The sequence below is a fragment of the Paenibacillus shunpengii genome (assembly GCF_042684905.1).
Classification (GTDB): domain Bacteria; phylum Bacillota; class Bacilli; order Paenibacillales; family Paenibacillaceae; genus Paenibacillus; species Paenibacillus shunpengii.
The window spans coordinates 275859-296360 of the sequence record NZ_JBHUMJ010000002.1; the positions used below are offsets into that span (position 1 = coordinate 275859).

At 46.6% G+C, this 20502-nt stretch carries 20 protein-coding genes; 19 read left to right on the forward strand and 1 reads right to left on the reverse strand.

Annotated features, from left to right (window positions below):
• Positions 1-2: 2 nt before the first annotated feature.
• The 7 genes from hemG (at position 3) to ACFSVM_RS01205 (ending at position 4135) form a co-directional block, all read left to right on the forward strand.
• Entirely contained in the window at positions 3-1394 is a 1392-nt protein-coding gene (gene hemG / locus ACFSVM_RS01175; RefSeq protein WP_379259982.1) for a protoporphyrinogen oxidase, read from the forward strand.
• A 54-nt stretch (positions 1395-1448) separates the two neighbouring features.
• A complete protein-coding gene (locus tag ACFSVM_RS01180) occupies positions 1449-1730 on the forward strand; it encodes a SunI/YnzG family protein (RefSeq protein ID WP_379259984.1) in 282 nt (93 codons plus the stop codon).
• A 91-nt stretch (positions 1731-1821) separates the two neighbouring features.
• Positions 1822-1977 carry a DUF3934 family protein gene (locus tag ACFSVM_RS01185; RefSeq protein WP_076312289.1) on the forward strand — a complete coding sequence of 52 codons (156 nt, stop codon included), beginning with the start codon at positions 1822-1824 and terminating at the stop codon, positions 1975-1977.
• 192 nt (positions 1978-2169) lie between these two features.
• Positions 2170-2403, forward strand: a complete 234-nt coding sequence (locus ACFSVM_RS01190; RefSeq protein ID WP_076312288.1) for a YvrJ family protein — start codon at positions 2170-2172, stop codon at positions 2401-2403.
• Between the two features lie 113 nt (positions 2404-2516).
• Positions 2517-3011: a hypothetical protein gene (locus tag ACFSVM_RS01195; RefSeq protein ID WP_379259987.1), complete on the forward strand. Its 495-nt coding sequence runs from the start codon at positions 2517-2519 to the stop codon at positions 3009-3011.
• Positions 3012-3127: 116 nt separating this feature from the next.
• Positions 3128-3295, forward strand: a complete 168-nt coding sequence (locus tag ACFSVM_RS01200) for a hypothetical protein (protein ID WP_177178814.1) — start codon at positions 3128-3130, stop codon at positions 3293-3295.
• A gap of 306 nt (positions 3296-3601) precedes the next feature.
• A complete protein-coding gene (locus tag ACFSVM_RS01205) occupies positions 3602-4135 on the forward strand; it encodes a GNAT family N-acetyltransferase (protein ID WP_076312286.1) in 534 nt (177 codons plus the stop codon).
• Between the two features lie 140 nt (positions 4136-4275).
• On the opposite strand, the gene ACFSVM_RS01210 is transcribed toward ACFSVM_RS01205, so the two are convergent.
• Positions 4276-6687, reverse strand: coding sequence for a glycoside hydrolase family 16 protein (locus tag ACFSVM_RS01210; protein ID WP_379259989.1), 2412 nt, complete (start codon positions 6685-6687; stop codon positions 4276-4278).
• Between the two features lie 629 nt (positions 6688-7316).
• On the opposite strand from ACFSVM_RS01210, the gene ACFSVM_RS01215 reads away from it, so the two are divergent.
• From ACFSVM_RS01215 to ACFSVM_RS01270, 12 genes are all read left to right on the forward strand, one after another.
• Positions 7317-8081, forward strand: a complete 765-nt coding sequence (locus ACFSVM_RS01215; protein WP_379259991.1) for a MerR family transcriptional regulator — start codon at positions 7317-7319, stop codon at positions 8079-8081.
• A gap of 298 nt (positions 8082-8379) precedes the next feature.
• A complete protein-coding gene (locus ACFSVM_RS01220) occupies positions 8380-9420 on the forward strand; it encodes an ABC transporter ATP-binding protein (protein WP_379259993.1) in 1041 nt (346 codons plus the stop codon).
• 17 nt (positions 9421-9437) lie between these two features.
• Positions 9438-11165 (forward strand): putative 2-aminoethylphosphonate ABC transporter permease subunit, encoded by a 1728-nt coding sequence (locus tag ACFSVM_RS01225; protein WP_090726669.1) that lies wholly within the window; start codon positions 9438-9440, stop codon positions 11163-11165.
• A gap of 46 nt (positions 11166-11211) precedes the next feature.
• Positions 11212-12012: a phosphonoacetaldehyde hydrolase gene (gene phnX, locus ACFSVM_RS01230; RefSeq protein ID WP_090726671.1), complete on the forward strand. Its 801-nt coding sequence runs from the start codon at positions 11212-11214 to the stop codon at positions 12010-12012.
• Positions 12006-13136, forward strand: coding sequence for a 2-aminoethylphosphonate--pyruvate transaminase (phnW, locus tag ACFSVM_RS01235; RefSeq protein WP_090726673.1), 1131 nt, complete (start codon positions 12006-12008; stop codon positions 13134-13136). Before phnX ends, phnW begins: the two co-directional genes overlap by 7 nt.
• 145 nt (positions 13137-13281) lie before the next feature.
• A complete protein-coding gene (locus ACFSVM_RS01240) occupies positions 13282-14067 on the forward strand; it encodes a DeoR/GlpR family DNA-binding transcription regulator (RefSeq protein ID WP_090726675.1) in 786 nt (261 codons plus the stop codon).
• A gap of 210 nt (positions 14068-14277) precedes the next feature.
• Entirely contained in the window at positions 14278-15354 is a 1077-nt protein-coding gene (locus tag ACFSVM_RS01245; protein WP_090726677.1) for a putative 2-aminoethylphosphonate ABC transporter substrate-binding protein, read from the forward strand.
• Between the two features lie 181 nt (positions 15355-15535).
• Positions 15536-16159 carry a deoxynucleoside kinase gene (locus ACFSVM_RS01250; protein WP_090726680.1) on the forward strand — a complete coding sequence of 208 codons (624 nt, stop codon included), beginning with the start codon at positions 15536-15538 and terminating at the stop codon, positions 16157-16159.
• On the forward strand, positions 16156-16812 hold the full coding sequence (locus ACFSVM_RS01255) for a deoxynucleoside kinase (protein ID WP_090726681.1): 657 nt from the start codon (positions 16156-16158) through the stop codon (positions 16810-16812). Before ACFSVM_RS01250 ends, ACFSVM_RS01255 begins: the two co-directional genes overlap by 4 nt.
• Before the next feature lie 284 nt (positions 16813-17096).
• A complete protein-coding gene (locus ACFSVM_RS01260; RefSeq protein WP_090726683.1) occupies positions 17097-18449 on the forward strand; it encodes a sodium-dependent transporter in 1353 nt (450 codons plus the stop codon).
• A 276-nt stretch (positions 18450-18725) separates the two neighbouring features.
• A complete protein-coding gene (locus ACFSVM_RS01265; protein WP_090726685.1) occupies positions 18726-19802 on the forward strand; it encodes a hypothetical protein in 1077 nt (358 codons plus the stop codon).
• A gap of 15 nt (positions 19803-19817) precedes the next feature.
• Complete coding sequence (locus ACFSVM_RS01270) at positions 19818-20345, forward strand: hypothetical protein (RefSeq protein ID WP_090726687.1); 528 nt, start codon at positions 19818-19820, stop codon at positions 20343-20345.
• Positions 20346-20502 lie beyond the last annotated feature (157 nt).

Here is a 20502-nt window from a genome sequence, read left to right on the forward strand (position 1 = left end):
CATTGAAGACAGTGGCCATCGTCGGCGGAGGCATTACAGGTCTGTCCTGTGCCTATCATTTGCAAAAAGAAATAAGAACAAGCGGTCAAGAGGTGCGGATTGTCCTGTTAGAGGCGGAGTCTGTGCTGGGCGGGAAGATCAGCACCATGCATGATGGAGAGTTTACGATGGAGACGGGAGCCGATTCCATTGTGACGCGCAAGAAGAATACGTTCCAATACATTGAGCAGCTTGGGCTGACCGATCGAGTCGTTTACAACGAGACAGGGACTTCTTTTGTCCACAGTGATGGGGCGCTGAAGCAGATACCGGATGATTCCATGTTCGGGATACCGATGAGTATCGAATCTCTGGCCAGCACGACGCTTGTGTCAGCTGAAGGAAAGGTCGAGGCACTTAAGGATTTTTATACACCGAATGACCGGTTTACCCAAAATGATTCCCTGGGTGAATTTCTGGAGGCCTTTCTCGGCAAGGAATTTGTAGAGAAGCAGATTGCACCTGTTATATCCGGAGTATATTCGGGGAATATATATGACCTTACGCTGGCATCGACACTGTCCTATCTCTTGGACTACAAAAACGAATATGGAAGTCTGATTCGTGGACTGTCTGAGCAGCGAGCCAAGCTGAAGTCCTCTGGAGAGAAGAAATTCCTCTCCTTTGCCGGAGGGATGTCGGATCTCATTGAGGCGTTTGAGAGGGAGCTCTCGGAGGTGGATATTCGCACAGCTACATCCGTTACCCGCATTGAGCCTGTGAATGGAAAGTATGCGCTGAGTCTGTCGACCGATGATGTATTAGAAGCCGATTATGTCGTGCTCAGCGTTCCTCATACCGCAGCGGGAAGCATGCTGGCTAAGCCTGAGCTTACGGAGGATTTTGACCAGCTGAAGAGCAGCTCCTTGATCAGCGTCTATTTGGGCTTTGATGTGCCGGACAGTGAGCTGCCGGCTAACGGGACGGGGTTCATCACGACGGATGCGAGTGACCTGAAGTGCAATGCTTGCACATGGACAAGCCGAAAGTGGAAGCATACCTCGGATCATAGCCGTCTGCTGGTCAGACTTTTTTATAAAAGCACGAAGCCGGTATATGACTCTCTTCTTCCGTTATCCGAGGAGGAGCTCATCGAAGTTGCGCTGACGGACATTCGCGAGGCAATGGGAATTTCGGCGAAGCCGATCACACATCACGTCCGCAAATGGCATGAGCAAATGCCGAATTACCATATGAAGCATCATGAGCTGGTTCAGTCGCTGGAGCATAATATGGCACTTTATTTCCCGGGAATTTGGCTGGCGGGCTGCTCCTACTATGGAGTAGGGATTCCTGATTGTATGCTGAACGGGGAGAAGACAGCAGCACATGTCATGGAGCAGTTGCTCTCTTAAGCAAGCTACTGATTTAACATCGGTGAATGCCACTATATTTAAGGGGAGATCATTATGCTGGGTATATCCGTTGCAAGAAAAGGGGATCAGCTCGTCATTCGCTGGCAGTTAACAAGGATTGCAATTTCTATGGATACCATAGTCTCCGTTACACATGATGAAACCTATGCAGGTGAGATCAAGGATGCAATTCGGATCGGCACACCGCAGGGAACCACGGATCGAATCGTTATTCGTACCCAGGATGCGGCATATATTTTGTTTACGACGAATGCGGATTCTATCCAAAATTCGATAAACAGGTACATGGAGGAGCATCTTAAAGCTTCTTCCTAAGCCGCGGATACTGTACATTGAGCTCTCATTCCTGTATAGTGATAGGCTAACCCATAAGTATGGAAATGAATATAAAGTGGTGAAGGATAGCATGGCAAAAGGTAAAGGCGGAACAGGCAGAGGGACAGGCAAAAAAGGCTGGAATCGCTGGCAAGCCAGTGAGCGACGCGCCAAGAGTGCACCCAAGCCTTATAAGAGTAAAGGCACTAAGAAGTCTTCGGATACGGCTTCCGAAGGTCAGAAATAAAGCGACATCAATGTAACAGGATATAGAGAATTCACTTTTCAGTGAAGTGAACTTAGACCGTCCGGCAGGAATTCCGGGCGGTTCTTTGCGTTGCGATGAGTTCGGTTAAGAACCGTTTTTCACGAAAATACGGATCGTGGTTGTAAAATGTCCGATTCCATTACCTTTCCATATATAAGGGAGGGATTTACAATGGAGTTAATTAATTTGGAAGAGATCATTTATCTAGTGACGAATATCGGCTTTCCTATGGCGGTTTGTGTCATTTTGCTCCGGTATATTCTGAGCACGATTGGGACGCGTTTAGATAAGCTGGACAATTCCATAACCCGGCTGACAAAGACGGTTCGGGATTTGGATGCCGAAGCCAAAGCAGCGACGAACAGTCAAGCAATCAAGACAGATCGGGACAAAGAGGGCGGGTAATTTCACTCCTCCTTTTGATGGGGGTAGTTAAGAGCAGTTACTATTGCTGAATCGATATGTAATTCCTTCGCATAAGAAAAAAATATCATTTAAGAAATGGAGTATTTTTATCTATGAATCGTCTAACAAAACTTATGCTATTTACCGTTTTAACAGGCTTGCTGGCAGCAGGCTGCTCAGAACCAGCCGTGGTCGAAGAAGCTGCGCCGAAATTAGAGAAAGTTTATTATCTTCTGGACGGAGCAGACACTCCCCAATACGAAGAGATACCAGAACCAGATCAGATGCATATGGAATATTCCCACTACAATGACGCAGGACGCGAAGTTCGGATTACTGCAGAAATTACGAATAATCCGGATTATCAAGTCCAGTTCGTATTACCTGACGAGGCAGAGAAGGTCTTCACTGAACCTGAGGTTAGTATGGCCACCAGCAATGAAGAGACAAGCACTTATGAAGTGAGGTTTGAAGTGAAAGAGGAGTATTTCACAGCGCATCCCGATGTGCAAGTGGTGTATGATACGGCCTGGGAACAGTCCAAGGATGACCAGAAATTTATAATTTGGAAAACACAGACATCGGTATCCTCGGCAGATATGAATTAGAGCAGGTTAACGATGCAAATTACAGTTAATCGTCAGCGTTAGCGTTTCGTTTTCGCCGCAGAGGGTAAATTTCAAGCAAGACACGATGAAATCTATCCTATAAGGAGGAAGTTACCATGTCTAAAAAAAGAGGAATTATTATGACAGCGATTGGCGCTGGAGTCACTTACTTGATGAGGAATAAAAAAGCGAGGGATAAGCTGTTTACATCCGTTTCCAGTATGATGAGAAGCTCGCGATCATCACATGGAGGCAAAAAAGTACCGCGTGTGGATTTGAAATAGGCTACAGCCTACCCACTCACTTATCAGCAGGCATACCTGCTTGACAGTCACTCAGCTGTCATTTATTCAATACTTCATATGAAGGGAAAAGTCCAGGCCAGAAGGCCTGGGCTTTTCTGTTGTGTCCACATCATTATGGGAAGAGTTGGATAAGATAGATTGTACGTAACGGGGCATCATTGATCATTGCATCAAGGGTGAGCTGTATGTTTGAGTTTATTTGAAGATCAGTGCTAGACTGAACAAGGCAGCACATTGGCTGCAGCTTACAAAATCAAGCAGATTGAGGCATGAGGAAGTGAGAGAATGATTCACCCAGAAAAGTTTGATCAAATATATAGCATTATGGAGGATTCTTTTCCAATTATTGAGTTTCGGAGCTATGAAGGGCAGAAGAGGCTATTGTCTAATCCGTATTATCGCCTGCTGACACAACAGGATGAGCAAGGGAAGGTCATTGCTTTTCTCGCAGGGTGGGAATTCGAGAGCTTTCGATTTGTGGAGCATATCGCCGTAACACCGGTCATTCGAGGGGGAGGAAGAGGACGGCTGTTAATGGAACAATTCATGAAGGAATCGGCTCTGCCGGTAATTCTAGAAGTCGAGCCTCCCGAAGATGAGCTGAAGCGAAGAAGAATCGGATTCTACGAACGGCTCGGTTTTCAGCTAGGGGATCACAAATATATGCAGCCGCCACTGCGTGAAGGCCAGCCGGATCTGCCCCTGTGTATCATGAGCTATCCTCAGCGATTGACAGAAACGGAGTTCCATTCGTATAAGGTACAGCTGTACAAGGAAGTTTACGGCGTTTCCTTAGATGAGCCGAGCACATTGAATTAAGAACGGTTGATTACGGAGATCGACTATACAGAAAGAAGCAGGCCAGTGTGAATTGAGCCTGCTTCTTTCTTTTGAGCTTATAGAGGTGCTTTGACCTGAAATGATGATGACGGATGCTGTACCTGCTTAGAATCGATATGTTATTCTGGCACACCTTGGGTAACGCCATGGGTGTAAGTGAGCCAAGGAGTATCTAACGCCCCTCCACCGGGATTATAGGTGAAGAAGTACTCAATAGTATCGCCTTGCTGAAGGTTATTGACGCTGTAGGTGTAATTGCCATTCCCTGTGGTGTTCATGGCGACGTTCAATTGACCACCGTTATTCACCTTATAGTGTAAATCCGCAAAAGTTGCACCATTCACATAGAACTGCAAATCATCTCCTAGGATTTTTAGCCCCTTAACCTCATCTCCAACGACAGAGATCGGTTCGGGTTCAGTAGGGTCGGTAGGATCTGTAGGATCGGTAGGGTCCGTAGGGTCAGGATTCGAGCTGCCTTCCTTGTAGACACGGACATAGTCTACCTGCATGGAGGCAGGAATATCGCCGGGATTCGGTGTCTGTCCACCGTCAAAGCTTCCTCCAACCGCAAGATTCATAATGAGATAGAAAGGCTCATCGAATGGGGCATTCGGATTGTTCGGTGCTGCAGTGGAGTACCACTGCTCTCTGGTCACTTTGAAGAAGAATTTGCCGTCCACATACCATTTAATATTATCTTCTTCCCATACGACAGAATACACGTGATAATCATTTGCGAAGGTCTGTCCTGCCGGGAAGTGATACTCTCCTGAGAGATGCCGGTTAGCTGGCCATTGTCCGCCAAAATGCACAGCGCCGCTGGTTGAGCCCGGCAGGCGTCCTCTGGCTTCCATAACATCAATCTCACCGGATGATGCCCATACCCCATAAGGACTGTTCTCTGGGAGCATCCACAAGGCTGGCCAGATTCCGTTGCCCGTCGGCAGCTTCGCACGGAAATCCACTCTGCCATATTCGAGAGAGAACTTATTCTTTGTATTAATCTTACCGGACGAGTATTGTGCATACCGACTTGGGTCTTGCGGGAAGGATTTGGGCTCGTTCAAGGCTTTGATGTTTAGATTCCCATCTTGTACAAAGACATTCTGTGTACTATTCGTGTAATGCTGCAGCTCGGAGTTACCCCAGCCCCAGGTGTTCGGGTCATCATTAAGATAATATCCTGTTTCATAGCTCCACTTGCTTGTATCAAGTGCGGATCCATTAAATTCATCCCGCCAGATGAGATTCATGCCTTGAATGTCAGGATTACTTGGCGTGCCAATTGCAATATCTTCTTGATCAGTTACATCTGGACGCGGGGCATCTGGATTGCCAATAAAGGTATAGACCACGTAATTATTGCCGATATTGCCGCCTTTCTGACCATTCAGCGGATAGCCGATTCGAATCTGCATATCTTCTTGGATGGGTTGAAACCAGAGACCATAGATGTGATCCGCCCAATAACCCCACTGATTGGCATCCGACATGTTGTTATATCCGTTCGAGGCGTAAGTAAATCCGCTCTGGTTAGATTGATCCAGGTCTATCCATACTCCGCCAACGTTGATCTGGTATACAAAATTACCGAGCTCATTACCTATAGCAGCTCCCCCATCGATCTTGGGAAGAGGAATGCCAATGGCGCCGCTCTCATCTGCTGTAAATGTTGTCCCCTCATACGGTGTTATTACATAAGAGTTTCTTACCGGTTCATTAAAAGTAATCGTGTAAATAACGTTAGCACCCGACGTTTTAGATTCTAATTTGACGTTGATTGACTCGGTTAAATTGAACCAGAATCCGCCGCCGCCATCGGTAAATTGACCAAAGTTCTGATCATAGATCCAGCCGCTGGCTGCATTGTTGTCAATATCAATCCAATTTGTGTCATTGACTGGCTTGACGTAAACCTTCAGATCATCTGCTACGGCTTGATACGTTACAGCTGGATCATTATTAAAAGTAGGATAGGTAAAGCCTGCACCGCCTGTATATCCTGCTGTAATCTGCGGTCCTTGAGTCGGGGTCATCGCGGTGATGGTTGTTTTGTTGATGTTATTGAATACGAGCGTATACTCCAGCGTAGCTCCTGTTGTTTTGGAGTACAGCTGAAGCTCCGTTGTAGAGGAAAGGGTAAACCAATAGCCATTGAAGCCGCCATCGCTCCAGTGCCCCCAGTTTTGGTTGTAAGTAAAGCTGTCGATACTATCAATATCAACCCAGCTGCCATTGAGCTTTACCTTAACTCCCAAATCTTGAGCAACTTCATTCCATGTAACAGCGCCTCCGTTAAATACCGGCATGACAAAACCATAGCTGGCCTGCCCAACACCCGAGTTTGTAATAACAGGCCCGTCGGCAGCTGAGAAGTAGGTCATAGAGGTAATGGATGGGGCTGCTTCTTCAGCTGCATGAACATTCGTTGCGGGCAGCAGGCTGAAGGTGGTGATCAGAATTGCGGTTAAGAATAAGCTGAATGCGGCGTGCAAAATACTTTTTCCTGTAGCGTGACGATGCTTCATAAATAACCTCCCTCAAAAGAGTAGATGCTCCCCAGCAAAAAATAGATTTGGTAAACGCTTCCAAATGGGGGCGACTTTATTTTATCTAATAACATTCGGGGAAGGACAGGTCGCATTTTTTGGATTTTGTCACATTATTTCGGTTTTTTACTCCCTGAGTGGAATTTTTGAATGACGAACGACTTTTGCGGAGCAACCGGAGAGAGACAGCCCAAAATGGAACGTATGAATTCAGATCAAATCTGCTTCCTTGAGATACCTACAAAACCTCCAAGTGGAATTTTTGGATGACGAACGACTTTTGCGACAGCAACCGTAGAGAGGCAGCGAAAAATGGAACGCGTGAATTCAGAACAGATCTTCTCCATTGAGATACTTACATAAACTCCAGTGGAATTTTTGAATGACGAACGACTTTTGCGATAGCAACCGGAGAGAGAGGCAGTCAAAAATGGAACGTCCGCTTTGATGCATCCTCGAGATACCTACAAAACCACCCAAGTGGAATTTTTGGATGACGAATGACTTTTGTGATAGCAACCGGAGAGAGGCAGCCAAAAATGGAACGACTGAAACGCTTGAACCTAACGCAACGTGATGGATTATGATCAGTTCAGGGAGGTGAAGAAATGCTGTACAAAGTGAAAGAAGTGGCAAAATTCACGGGAGTCACGATAAGAACGCTGCATCACTACGACGAGATTGGACTGGTTAAGCCGGATGAAGTTACCGAGTCCGGTCACCGGCTGTATTCAGACGACAATTTGAAACGTCTGCAGCAGGTGCTGTTTTTTCGCGAGATCGGGTTCTCGCTGCAGGAGATCGGACCGATTCTGGATAGGCCGGATTTCGACCGAAGGGGAGCGCTTGCCGCGCATAAAGAGCTGCTCTTGGAACAAAAGAGACGGCTTGAGGAATTGATTGATACCGTCGATCGAACGTTAGAAGAGGAGAATGGGGGAATGACAATGTCAAAGGAAGAGATGTTTAACGGCTTTGATATGAAATCTATTGAAGAGCATAAGGCGAAGTATTCACAGGAAGCGAAGGAGAAGTACGGAGCTGAGATGGTCACGCAGACTGAGCGCAGAACAGATGCCTACACGGAGCAGGACTGGGCGAGAATTCACGCCAGAAATAAAGAGATTAACGACAAGATTGAAGGCGCGATGGATCTGGGGCCGGCAAATGCGCTGGTACAGGAGGGGGTTGCTGAGCTTCGTCAGGAGATTACAAACAACTACTACGACTGTACACCCGAGATTTTTCGTGGCCTGGCCGACCTGTATGTGGAGGATTCAAGATTTACGAAAAATATAGAAAAAGGGAGAACTCCAGGATACGCTGCATTCCTTAGAGAAGCGATGATCATTTACTGCGATCGCTTGAATTGAGAATAGACCGCTTCTATCGTTAACCAAATACCAAAACGTAAATAAAATGGATGGTCTAATGAAACAAATATAAAAAGAAGTAAAAAGCTGCTCTGACTCCTATAAAGGGGTCAGAAACAGCTTTTTTTGTGTTTGTATAGCCAAAACAAACTAAAAACAAGTAAAAACACAAAATTAACGTGTGATTGACACTCTGTTAACAATGGTTCCGTAGACTGTAGGTACAGCTAAGGCAATTAAGACAAACTGGCTGTTACGCTAGCAGGTAATTCAAAGAAAGTAAGTTAGGAGAATGCAAATGAACAGTGGGGGCTTGGTGATTGAGAGCATTAGCAAGTCGTTTGGAACCTATACAGCACTACAACATATCAATGTAACGATACCCAAGGGAAAGTTCACATGTCTATTGGGTCCCAGCGGCTGCGGCAAGACGACATTGCTGCGGATTGTGGCAGGGCTCGAGCAATCGGATCAAGGAAGGATTATCCATGAAGGACAGGATATAACCGGGCTGCGACCAGCTAAACGGAACTTTGGTATTGTGTTTCAATCTTATGCGTTATTTCCCAACCTGACCGTCAAAGACAACATCGCTTACGGGTTGAAAGGGAAAATGCCAAGAAAGCAGATTCAGGAACGAGTAAGAGAAATGCTGGAGCTGGTTGGACTTGCAGGAACGGAAGCCAGATATCCGGCACAGCTATCCGGCGGGCAGCAGCAGCGAGTGGCACTGGCAAGGGCTATTGCACTGTCGCCTGATGTGCTTCTGCTGGACGAGCCGTTGTCGGCACTGGATGCGAAGGTACGCGACAAGCTCAGACATCAGCTGCGTGAGCTGCAGCAGAAGCTGGGAATTACGATGATCATGGTTACCCATGATCAGGAGGAGGCACTAACGATGGCAGACCAGATTGTCGTGATGGATCATGGCCGTATCATGCAGTGCGGAACGCCGCAGAACGTGTATGATCAGCCATCGTCTCCTTTTGTGGCAGATTTTATCGGGGCTATCAATTTTATTCCGGCTGAGGTTATAAAGCAGAACAAAGACAATAAACAGTTGGCTATCCGTCCTGAGCATATCTCGCTGGATACAACAGCTGCGGTGCCGGAGGAAGGATTAATTAGCGGTTATGTACAGCATGTCGAGTTCAGGGGGACCTCCTACCGCATTGACCTGCAGCTGGCTGATGTTCAGGGCAGGCCGACAGACTACCGAATTGCGATTGATATTGCATCGGAAGCTGCACGGCGTAAGGACTGGACTTCTCCTTCGCTGATGAGCTTCCGGCTGAATCCTGAGCATATTCTGGAATTTGAAGCTGAAGGGGCTAGATAAGGAGGTGAACGATAGTAATGATGAAGCAAACCTCAAGCCATATCACATTAGGGAAATGGAAGCAGCTAAGAATCCGTGGCAGAGGCTCCTCCTTGTGGACACTTCTAATCGTGCTGCTTGGACTGGTAACTGTGGTTATCCTCCCGCTTATCTTTCTGTTCAGACAAGCTTTTATGGATCAGAATGGAGTGTTTGTCGGTCTGGCCAACTTTGCGAAGTATGGAGAGTCTCCCGCTTTATTGCAATCCCTGCAGCATTCACTTACGGTATCCGTGCTGACGACAGTGATCGTCATACCGCTCGCATTCGGACTTGCTTATGTGCTGACGAGAACGGATATCAAAGGTAAGGGCATCATCAAAGGGCTGGCAATGCTTCCTTTGTTCGCGCCAACGATGATGCATGGATTGGCATTGACTTATCTTTTTGGCAATCAGGGACTGTTCACAACCGGATTCTTTGGCGCACTTCCCTTTGAATGGAGAATTCCGCTCTATGGGCCCGTCGGCATTCTGATTGCTGAAGTGATCTACACCTTTCCGCAGGCGTTCTTGATCATGATGGCAGGGCTGATGATTAGTGATTACCGCTTGTACGAAGCTGCTGATTCCATGGGGGCATCACATTTCAAAAAGCTGTGGTCCATCACACTGCCTTCGGTTAAGTACGCGTTACTAAGCGCGGCTACCGTATGCTTTACGCTCAGCTTTACGGATTATGGAGCACCCAAGGTTGTGGGCGGACAATACAGCGTGCTGGCCACAGATGTCTATAAGCAGGTAGTCGGACAGCAGAACATGTCCATGGGCGCTGTCGTCGGAATCATGCTGACCGTTCCCGCTGTGCTCGCTTTTATTCTGGATCGCATCGTTACACGCAAACAGCAGGCTTACGTTACATCTAAATCTGTGCCATACGCTATAAAAAGAAATAGGCTGCGCAACACGTTTGCTTATCTCTATGCCGGTATATTTTCACTCGTCATTGTAACGGTGATGGGAGCTGTCGTATTCGCTGCATTTGTTAAGAAGTGGCCATACAATCTGTCGCTTACAATGGATAACTTTAATTTCAGCAAGGCGGCAGCAGGGGGCTTTGATCCATTTTGGAACAGTGTGCAAATGTCCATCATGACGGCGGTGCTCGGTACGGTGCTGATCTTTGCTATTGCCTATCTCATTGAGAATACGAAGGGATTCCGGGGCTTGAGACAAGCGGCTTACTTCTTATCTATTTTGCCGATGGCGCTGCCTGGCCTGGTTATTGGCCTAGCCTTTATCTATTTCTTTAATCACCCGGGCAATCCACTTGGATTTATGTATGGTACGATGGCGATTCTTGTTCTGGCCAATATTCTGCACTTTTACTCGGTTCCTTTCATGACGGCCACAACGACTCTCAAGATGATGGATAAGGAGTTTGATCAGGTGTCGGAATCCATGAACGTAGGGAGAGGACGAACTTTCTTCCGGGTTACGGTTCCATTGTCCATGTCGGCCATACTCGAGATGTTCGTCTACCTGTTCGTTAACAGCATGGTAACGATCTCGGCCGTCGTGTTCCTGTATGGTGCTGACCTCAAGCTGGCGTCCATCATGATTGTAAATATGGATGATGCAGGGGACACAGCGCAGGCGGCAGCCATGTCCGTGCTTATCGTCCTGCTGAATATAGCTGTGCGCGGAGGATATGAGGCACTTACCGCTAGGCTTCGCCGCAAAACCGCTGCGTGGCAAAAGAGATAAATTCTGTAGCGGAATTAAACAAAATAACGATATCGGAGGTAATCACATGATTAGAACAGTAATTTTGGATTGGGCAGGTACGATGGTAGATTACGGGAGCTTCGCTCCAGTAGAGGCATTTCGGAGATTGTTTGCAGAGCACGGCATCGCGGTCAGCTCTGAGGTCATTCGTAAGCCGATGGGACGAATGAAGATCGATCACCTGCGCGATATTTGTGAAGATCCTGGAGTTTCCGCAGCATGGCAGGAACGATATGGCCGTCTTCCGAATGTACAGGATGTCCTTACGATGTATGAAGCCTTTGAACCGATGCTGTTCTCGTTGCTCGATCAATTCGCAGTTCCAGTACCGGGTGCTGTAGCGATGGCAGACAGACTGCATGCAAAAGGTATTACGATCGGTACAACGACGGGATATACACGTGCGATGCTTGATGTCATCGTACCTGAAGCGGCCAAGCACGGCTATAAGCCGGACAGTGTAATTGCACCGGATGAGACGGCCGCGGGCAGACCTTATCCTTGGATGATCTTCCGCAATGCGGAAGCTCTGGGCACGATTCAGATGAAGGATATCGTCAAGTGCGGGGATACAGAAGCAGATATGAGAGAAGGACGTAACGCTGGAGTATGGGCTGTGGGTGTTGTATTTGGCGGCAATGAGCTGGGGCTTACTGAGGAGGAGGTACGAAAGCTGCCTGAGGGAGAGAAGCAGAAGAGATTTGACGTGATTGCTGAACGATTGAAAAAGGCAGGTGCACACTACATCATATCCGAGATTGGCGAGCTGGATCGAATCATTGAAGATATTAATCTTCGTATGGTGAAGGGAGAGCTTCCATGCTGACTGTAAAAAAGACAAGCAATAATCCGTATCTGCTGTTGACCCCCGGACCGTTAACCACGACGGACACTGTGAAGCAGGCCATGCTAAAGGATTGGTGTACATGGGACGATGAATACAATGCACTGGTGAATTCTATTAGGCACAGGCTGGTTCGACTGGCTGCACCTGAGCACACAGAAGAATATACCGCCGTGCTTATGCAGGGAAGTGGCAGCTTCAGTGTTGAAGCGGTGCTTGGCACAGCTCTGCCGAGGCAGGGGGGGAAGCTTGCAGTAGCGGTAAACGGAGCATATGGTGAACGCATGGTTGAAATGGCGAAGGTGCTTGGCATCCCGGTGACCGCTGTCCGTTTTGATGAGAGAGAAGCGGTTTGCCCGGCTGTTTTTGAGGAGGCACTGATGAAGGATCCTTCCATTACTCACGCGGCAATCGTTCACTGCGAGACGACAACAGGGATACTGAATCCACTCCAGGGACTGAGTGATGCGGTAAGACACCAGGGCAAAACACTAATCGTGGATGCCATGAGCAGCTTCGGCGGGGTTCCGCTGGATATGCATGAGCTAGGAATTGACTATTTGATCAGTAGCAGCAACAAATGCATTCAGGGCGTTCCCGGCTTCGGATTTGTACTTGCTCGAATCAGCTGTCTCGCCGCTTGTAAAGGCAACGCACGCTCACTGTCACTGGACCTCTATGATCAATGGGATATCATGGAACGAATGAATGGAAAATGGCGTTACACATCTCCAACCCATGTCGTTCGAGCATTTGATCAGGCATTAATAGAGCTTGAGGAAGAGGGTGGTGTGAATTCACGCTACCATAGATACCGTGGAAATCAGCAGCAGCTGGTTCAGGGAATGAAGGAAGCGGGCTTCTCTACATTACTGCCGGAAGAATGGCATTCTCCGATCATTACCTCGTTCCGGTATCCGGAGGATGACTTCTCTTTCTCCGAATTTTACAGCCGGTTGAAGGCGGAAGGCTTCGTTCTATACCCAGGTAAGCTGACAAGTGTGCCTACGTTCCGGATTGGAACGATTGGAGATGTGCATGCTTCGGATATGGAGGAGCTGATCGGCATTGTGAAGCGACTAAAGGCTGCAAATGGAGAGAAGTAAACTGCGATGAGAGCCGGGAATAAAGAGCGAGCTATAGTTTTTCAATGTCCTATATCTTAGAATAAGCTCAAAATAATCACTATGATGTGATCAATGTCTTACTGAGATTTATACAATACAGCTGGTTACAAAGGAGAATGAATAGATGTCACTCGCTGGAGAGGAACGAAAGCAGACCATATTAGATATGCTCCAGATGCAGGGTAAGATCAGAACGCCTGAGCTGGTAAGGGCATTGGATGTCTCTTCGGAAACCATTCGCAGATACCTTGAGGAACTAGAGAATGAGAACAAGCTGAAGAGAGTGTACGGAGGTGCTGTAAAACTCAACGTGGAGCGGGAAGAGCCTGCCTACGGCAAACGTGAAGTGCTTCAGGCAGAGGAGAAAAAGCGAATCGGCAGGACGGCAGCTTCTCTCGTACAGGACCACGACATCGTTGTTATTGATGAAGGGACGACAACACTGCAGATGATCGATTCACTCGTTCTTAAAAAGCATCTGACAATATTGGTGTCTTCAATCTATACCTTGAACTTGTTAATCAATTATAAGAATAAAGGCGCGTTCGACGGAGAGATTGTACTTATCGGCGGAAGAATCAATTCCAAGCATTATCGTGCATCAGGCACACTTGCTGTAGAGTTCATGTCCGGTTTCCATGTCGACAAAGCGTTTGTGGTTGCGGACGGCCTTCAGCTGGATACCGGAATCACGAGCTATGAGGATGACAGAGGATTGTTGGCACGAACCTTCATGAAGCAGGCGAAACAGACCATTGTGCTGGCGGATCACACCAAGATCGGAACCTCTCACTTCTATAAATTTGCTGACTTCAGAGAAGTGGACATGATCGTGAGCGATGTTCCGCCTCCTGCGGCCTGGGAGAGCAAATTAACCGATGAGGATGTGCATTGGGTCGTAGCCGATTAAATGCCCGAATCGCAGACTTGCATTTCATATAACCATGATGTGTGAAAAATGTGCATGTCATGGTTATTTTATTATCTATAACACACAACAAAACAATAGAAAATGGTGTAAAAACACATGTTTTACTTGTGTTTAACAGGCCGTTAACGTATGTACTCTATAGTAGAGGAGTACTGAGTAACACAACCTGAATAGGGAGAGGGACAACTTATGAAAAAAGATGCAATGCTGCTCATATGCCTGTTATTAATATCTGCACTTCTGGCTGCCTGCGGAACCAACGGCAGCGGCGCCGGTGAAGGCTCTAGTGCGCAAGCCGGATCTGGCTCGGGAGAGGAAGAACTCACGGTATACACTGCGCTGGAGGATGATTTAATAGAGGCATATTTAGCATCCTACCGAGAGAAATATCCAAATGTGAAGCTGAATATCGTACGCGACTCTACAGGCGTCATTACAGCCAAGCTGCTGGCTGAGAAGGACAATCCTCAAGCCGACGTGGTGTGGGGTGTAGCAGCTACAAGTCTGCTTGTCCTTGATGAGCAAGGCATGCTTGCTCCTTATTCTCCGGCAGGAATCGAGCGAATCCAGCCTGAATTCAAGGATGAGGCTGAACCGGCGCGTTGGGTAGGTATTGATGCTTGGGAGACGGCATTTATTGTAAATACAATTGAGATGGAGAACCGTGGACTCGCCGTACCGCAAACTTACGAGGACCTCTTGAAGCCAGAATACAAGGGAATGATCACAATGCCGAACCCGGCCTCCTCTGGGACAGGCTTCCTAACGGTATCCGGTCTCACTCAGCTGCTCGGGGAGGAAGAGGCATGGAGCTATATGGACAAGCTGCATGACAATGTTGGAGTCTACACTCACTCTGGATCCAAGCCGGCCAAGATGGCAGGTACGGGAGAATATCCGATCGGAATTTCCTTTGGATACCGCGGTATTGTAGAGAAGAATGAAGGGTCTCCAGTTGAAGTGGTATTCCCAAGCGAGGGCTCTGGCTGGGATGTCGAAGCGAATGCACTTATACAGAAGGAGCATGTGAAGCAGACAGCCAAGGACTTCCTGGACTGGGCTATTGCGGATGAAGCTATGACGGAATATGCAAAGAATTATCCCATTACGGCGGTTAAGAACGAATCCGGAGCCATTCCGGAAGGATATACACAAGATCCGATGAATCAATTGATCGAATATAACCTTGAAGAAGCCGCGAGTCAGCGGGATGAAGTGCTTGCCGAGTGGAGCAGTCGTTACGAAGGTAAGAGTGAAGCTGAATAAAAATAAATCTGCCGTTTGAATGATCGTATCTCTCTTTGGTTCATGAACTTCATGACCGAAGAGAGATATTTTTGCTTCGTGAATTGTTCCTGATTTTAGTGCTCTCACGCGGACCTCAACTTGTGATACAATAAACTGTCTATAAATGATTAATCGGCATGATAACTACAGGAGGATTCACATGAGCACAGGTTCCTTTATCGCTGTTGAGGGCCCGATCGGGGCTGGTAAAACGACGCTGTCCACAATGCTGTCACAGAAGCTGAATATTCCGCTGCTGAAGGAGATTGTGGAGGAGAATCCGTTTCTCGGCAAGTTCTATGACAACATTGAAGAGTGGAGCTTTCAGCTGGAAATGTTCTTCTTATGCAATCGTTATAAGCAGCTGGAAGATACAACAACGAAATATATTCAGCATGGTCGGCAGGTCATTTCCGACTACCATATCTACAAAAATCTGATCTTTGCCCAGCGTACGCTCTCCGGCGTGAAATGGGAAAAGTATCGTCAAATTTATCACATTCTTACAGGTGATCTTCCGAAACCGGATTTGATTATATATATTAGGGCTGATCTTCAGACCCTCTTGAAGCGTATTAAAATGCGGGGACGGTCGTTTGAGCAAAATATGGATACGGCCTATTTAGAGCAGCTGATTATCGACTATGATCATGCAATGGCATCCCTTGCTGAGAGTGAGCCTGATACCAAAATTATTACGATCGACGGGAATCAGATTGATTTTGTAACGCATCGCGAGCAATTTGACCTGATTGTGTCCGAAGTAAAGGAGTATATGAAATGAGTGAATTACAAATTCCGGCTAACGCCTTAATTACGGTTGCAGGAACAGTAGGTGTAGGCAAATCGACGCTTACCGCTGCGCTTGCTGAGCGGCTAGCATTTAAGACATCCCTGGAGAAGGTGGACCACAATCCCTATCTGGAGAAGTTCTACCATGACTTTGAGAGATGGAGCTTCCATCTTCAGATTTATTTTCTGGCTGAACGTTTCAAAGAGCAGAAAAGTATATTTGAAGCAGGAGGCGGGTATGTTCAGGACCGTTCCATTTATGAGGACACCGGAATATTTGCGCAGATGCATGCGGACAAAGGCACAATGAGCGAGACGGATTTTGAGACGTATTCCAGCCTGTTTGAGGCGATGGTCATGACACCTTATTTCCCTCATCCGGACATTCTCATCTATCTGGAGGGCAGTCTGCCTTCCATATTGAATCGTATTCAAGAGCGTGGTCGGGAGATGGAAATTCAGACCGATCCGGCATATTGGGAAGAGATGCATGAGCGCTATGCCAAATGGATTGGCGGCTTTACCGCTTGTCCGGTACTTAAGCTGAACATTGACGAATACGATGTGCATGATCCGGCTTCTTTGGACAGTATTCTGAAAGAAGTAGAACAAATCATTCAAGCTTCCAGAAGGAAGCAGCAATAGATGGTTTTGTTAACGATGCTTGAATATAGGTCAGGGAACTTGTGCATTAATAAATATAAAACAAATAAAAGGTGGCTTTGGCCATCTTTTTGATAGTAATGCATGATTTTAATGGATATTTGTGAATTTTCATTAGATATTAACATAGGTCTATAGAATTATAACTTGCTATTACAAACATTTTTATGTATACGGATGTTCATCTATCTTGTATAATATCAAAAAAATTTAGAAAAAAAGAGTCTTAATATGTAAGGCTTTCTTCAACAGAGATGGAGGACATCATGGTACCAAAACAAACGAATCAATTGGATACACCGGGTACAAAAGAACGATTTTCTTCAACAGGCTTTATTTTGGCCGCAATCGGCAGTGCAGTAGGGCTGGGTAATATGTGGAAGTTTCCTTATATTACAGGTCAGTATGGAGGGGGAGCCTTCTTCCTGCTCTTTATTGTTTGCTTGCTCATTGTAGGCTTGCCTGTATTGCTGGCAGAGCTTGCGATTGGACGTGCAGGACGCGGCAGCGCATCCTCTTCCTTTGTCAAAGCTGGAGGAGGAAAAATTTGGGGCGTATTCGGATTGTTATCCGTCATTGCGCCATTCGTTATTATGACATTCTATTCCCTCGTAGCAGGCTGGACACTTCACTACGCAGTGCTGTCCTTTAGTGGACAACTGTTTAACAATACGGACTTTGGTGCACAATTTGGTTCATTTACCGGTGGTTATATGCCTATCGTATGGGGAGCAATCGTTGCTGTAATTACGGGCTTCGTAGTCGTCAAAGGAATCTCCGGCGGGATTGAGAAATTTAACAAGATCCTCATTCCAGGTATGCTGGTTCTGCTCGTCATCCTAATGATTCGTTCCATTACGCTGCCGGGTGGTATGGAGGGTGTATCCTTCTTCCTGTCACCGGATTTCTCGAAGCTGACACCGGAATCAGCGCTTGTTGCGCTTGGACATGCCTTCTTCTCCCTCTCGCTCGGGATGGGGACGATGATTACCTACGGTGCCTTTGTTAACCGTCAACAGTCGCTTGGATCAGCAACAATGGCTGTCGGCGCAGGGGATATGCTGTATGCACTCATTGCCGGTTTGATCATCTTCCCAACGACATTTGCCTTTAATATTCCTGCGGATTCGGGACCAGGTCTTGTCTTTGTTGCTCTTCCCGCTGCATTCTCCGCGATGCCGCTTGGCTGGTTCTTTGGGGGGTTGTTCTTCATCCTTCTCGGAATTGCAGCGCTGACTTCATTAGTATCCCTGCTTCAAGTTCCCGTTTCATATGCAATGGAGAAATGGAACTTGCGCCGCAGTACAGCGGTATGGATCATATCTGGACTGGTGTTTCTGCTGAGTATTCCGTCCGCTGTATCCATGGGGCTTATGCCAGATCTTATGATAAACAATATGCCAGTGTTTGACTTTGTTGATTTTGTAGCCTCTAACTGGTTCCTGCCGCTGAGTGGACTTGTTGTAACTCTGTTCGCAGGTTACTTCTGGAAGAACGTTGCCGAAGAAGCAGGGCTCACGCAGAAATGGTTCCGTATATGGCTGTTCATGCTTCGCTATATCGCACCAATTCTGGTGTTGTTCGTATTCCTGTACTCGGCACAGATTATTAAATTGTAATACGGCAGCATCCTCTTTTTTTAGGAGAAACTATACGCAAAACCTCTTTCGCTGTAGTGGCGAAGGAGGTTTTTTATTATGATTAAGGATACATGATCAAACTGTAAAAAATTACAATGTGAATATGCAGGAGGATAGAACAATTTTCGACAATCATTTGCCTGATCATCTGTTATATTGGTATGAAAGTTAATTTTTGCAGAATTGCGCATCTGTGTTCATCTATATGTATCTACATGTATCTTGAAGATTCAAGAGAGAGGGGCTCAAACGTTAATGCGTTTGGAGAAAAAAGAAATATGGTTTATCTCCATCATCCTGATGCTGATCATAGCCTTGATGATGATACTGATTAATATATGGGGCTCCGAGCAGCAGAATGCTGCTGAAGATCAGAGTCTGCCTGCAGCACAGAGCGAAGAAGACTCAGGTATGGTTCTGGAGCCAGTAGAAGAACTGACGAAGCAAGAGGAAAGTGCTGATGCTTCTAAGAGTGAAGCTCATCTTCAATCCGTGAATCCCCATTTTCCTGAAGACCTGCCTTTCCCCATTGAGAAGACAGAAGGTAATCTCGGGGATCAATTCCCGCTGGACAAGATGTCAGTGAAGAGAATCAGTATTATGGTCAGCTTGGATAACGGGGTTAGAGGATACACCGTTTCGCCGCAGAGCTATCGCGTTCTGGTGCAGGGGCTGACAAGCCTCAATTTATCGACAACGAAGACAGAGATGAATTCCTCGGCTCTCGCTTCCGACGTGTATATTCGCTTCCATCTCGATAATGAGATGTATTTTATCAAGTACAATCTGGATTCCAATACAGTAGAACTGAATGGTCAGCATTTCTATGCTTCTCGTAATCTGATGAGCTATCTTCATTTATTTTGCAGACCGGGCACGCTGCTCGGTATGTTCGGTGAAATGAGAGGGATCGATGTAAATGCCGAGGATGCTCCTGCACCTCAGGAAGATATGACACGGGTTTATGACCCGGAACGGTTCAAGATCCAGGAGAAAAATTTCGCAGAATGGAGCCGTTATATCAGCAGCAACTCCGATTATAAAGAAGCTTACCGTTACTATTCTGTCAGTGATGATAACATGAAGACCGTTCGTATTCATGAGGAAGAGGGTATCTTGTCAACGCCATCAACGATTCTTTTTACGAAGAACAACGTCTCGTCCCCAGATGGCATCAGCATAGGGATGAGTGAGAAGGAGGTGCTCAGCATGCTGGGCAGCCCTAATCTTTCGCAGGGTAACAAGTGGAGCTATACTATAAATGATGATCTTAAGTTTAATTTGTATTTTACTGAAGAGAATCTAAGATATATAACGCTGACCAGCGAATGAAAGGGTAAATAGGATATGTTCGATCCCACTATATTTGATAATTTAAAAGTAGCGCTCGAGAATGAGCTGTATGATCTGGACAATCTGGATCAAGCCATTCACATTACGAATCGAATCGATCGGCTGGAGATGTCGACGATGTCGCGTGTGTTCATGCTTCGGTTTGAGCTGACAGGTGAGAAGCGGATATCTGCCGAGATTGAGCTTACGGCATCTATGCAGGAGCTGGCTGCTGAAATTTTGGAGTTGTCCGGTGAGAATCCTGGCTGTGTGCTGTGTCTGCGGTATATCATGCAGATGAAGGATACGGTCTTGTGCAGTGAGGTAGAGCGGATTATGGCAGAGATGTGGCCTGAGCAAAAAACCGTGCAGCAGATCAGCTATATATATGGCTCGGAATCAATGATGACAAATACCGTAGAGATTAATTTCAACCGTAAAATCAATGAAAATCATATGCGTGATCTGCCGGAATTGGTGAGGTATATGATGGAAGCAGCGAAGCGGCTTGGGGAAGTTATGGAGCTGCAGCAAAACGAATAGGATCGATTCACATCAAGGTGGGAACGTACGTTACGTATGAGATCCCGCCTTTTTTGTACCATTTTACAAGATTCCGCAATATCTCCACATTTCTCCACACATTCTACATTTAGAATGATCCCTGACACTTGATCCATAGCTATTCATATATACTACA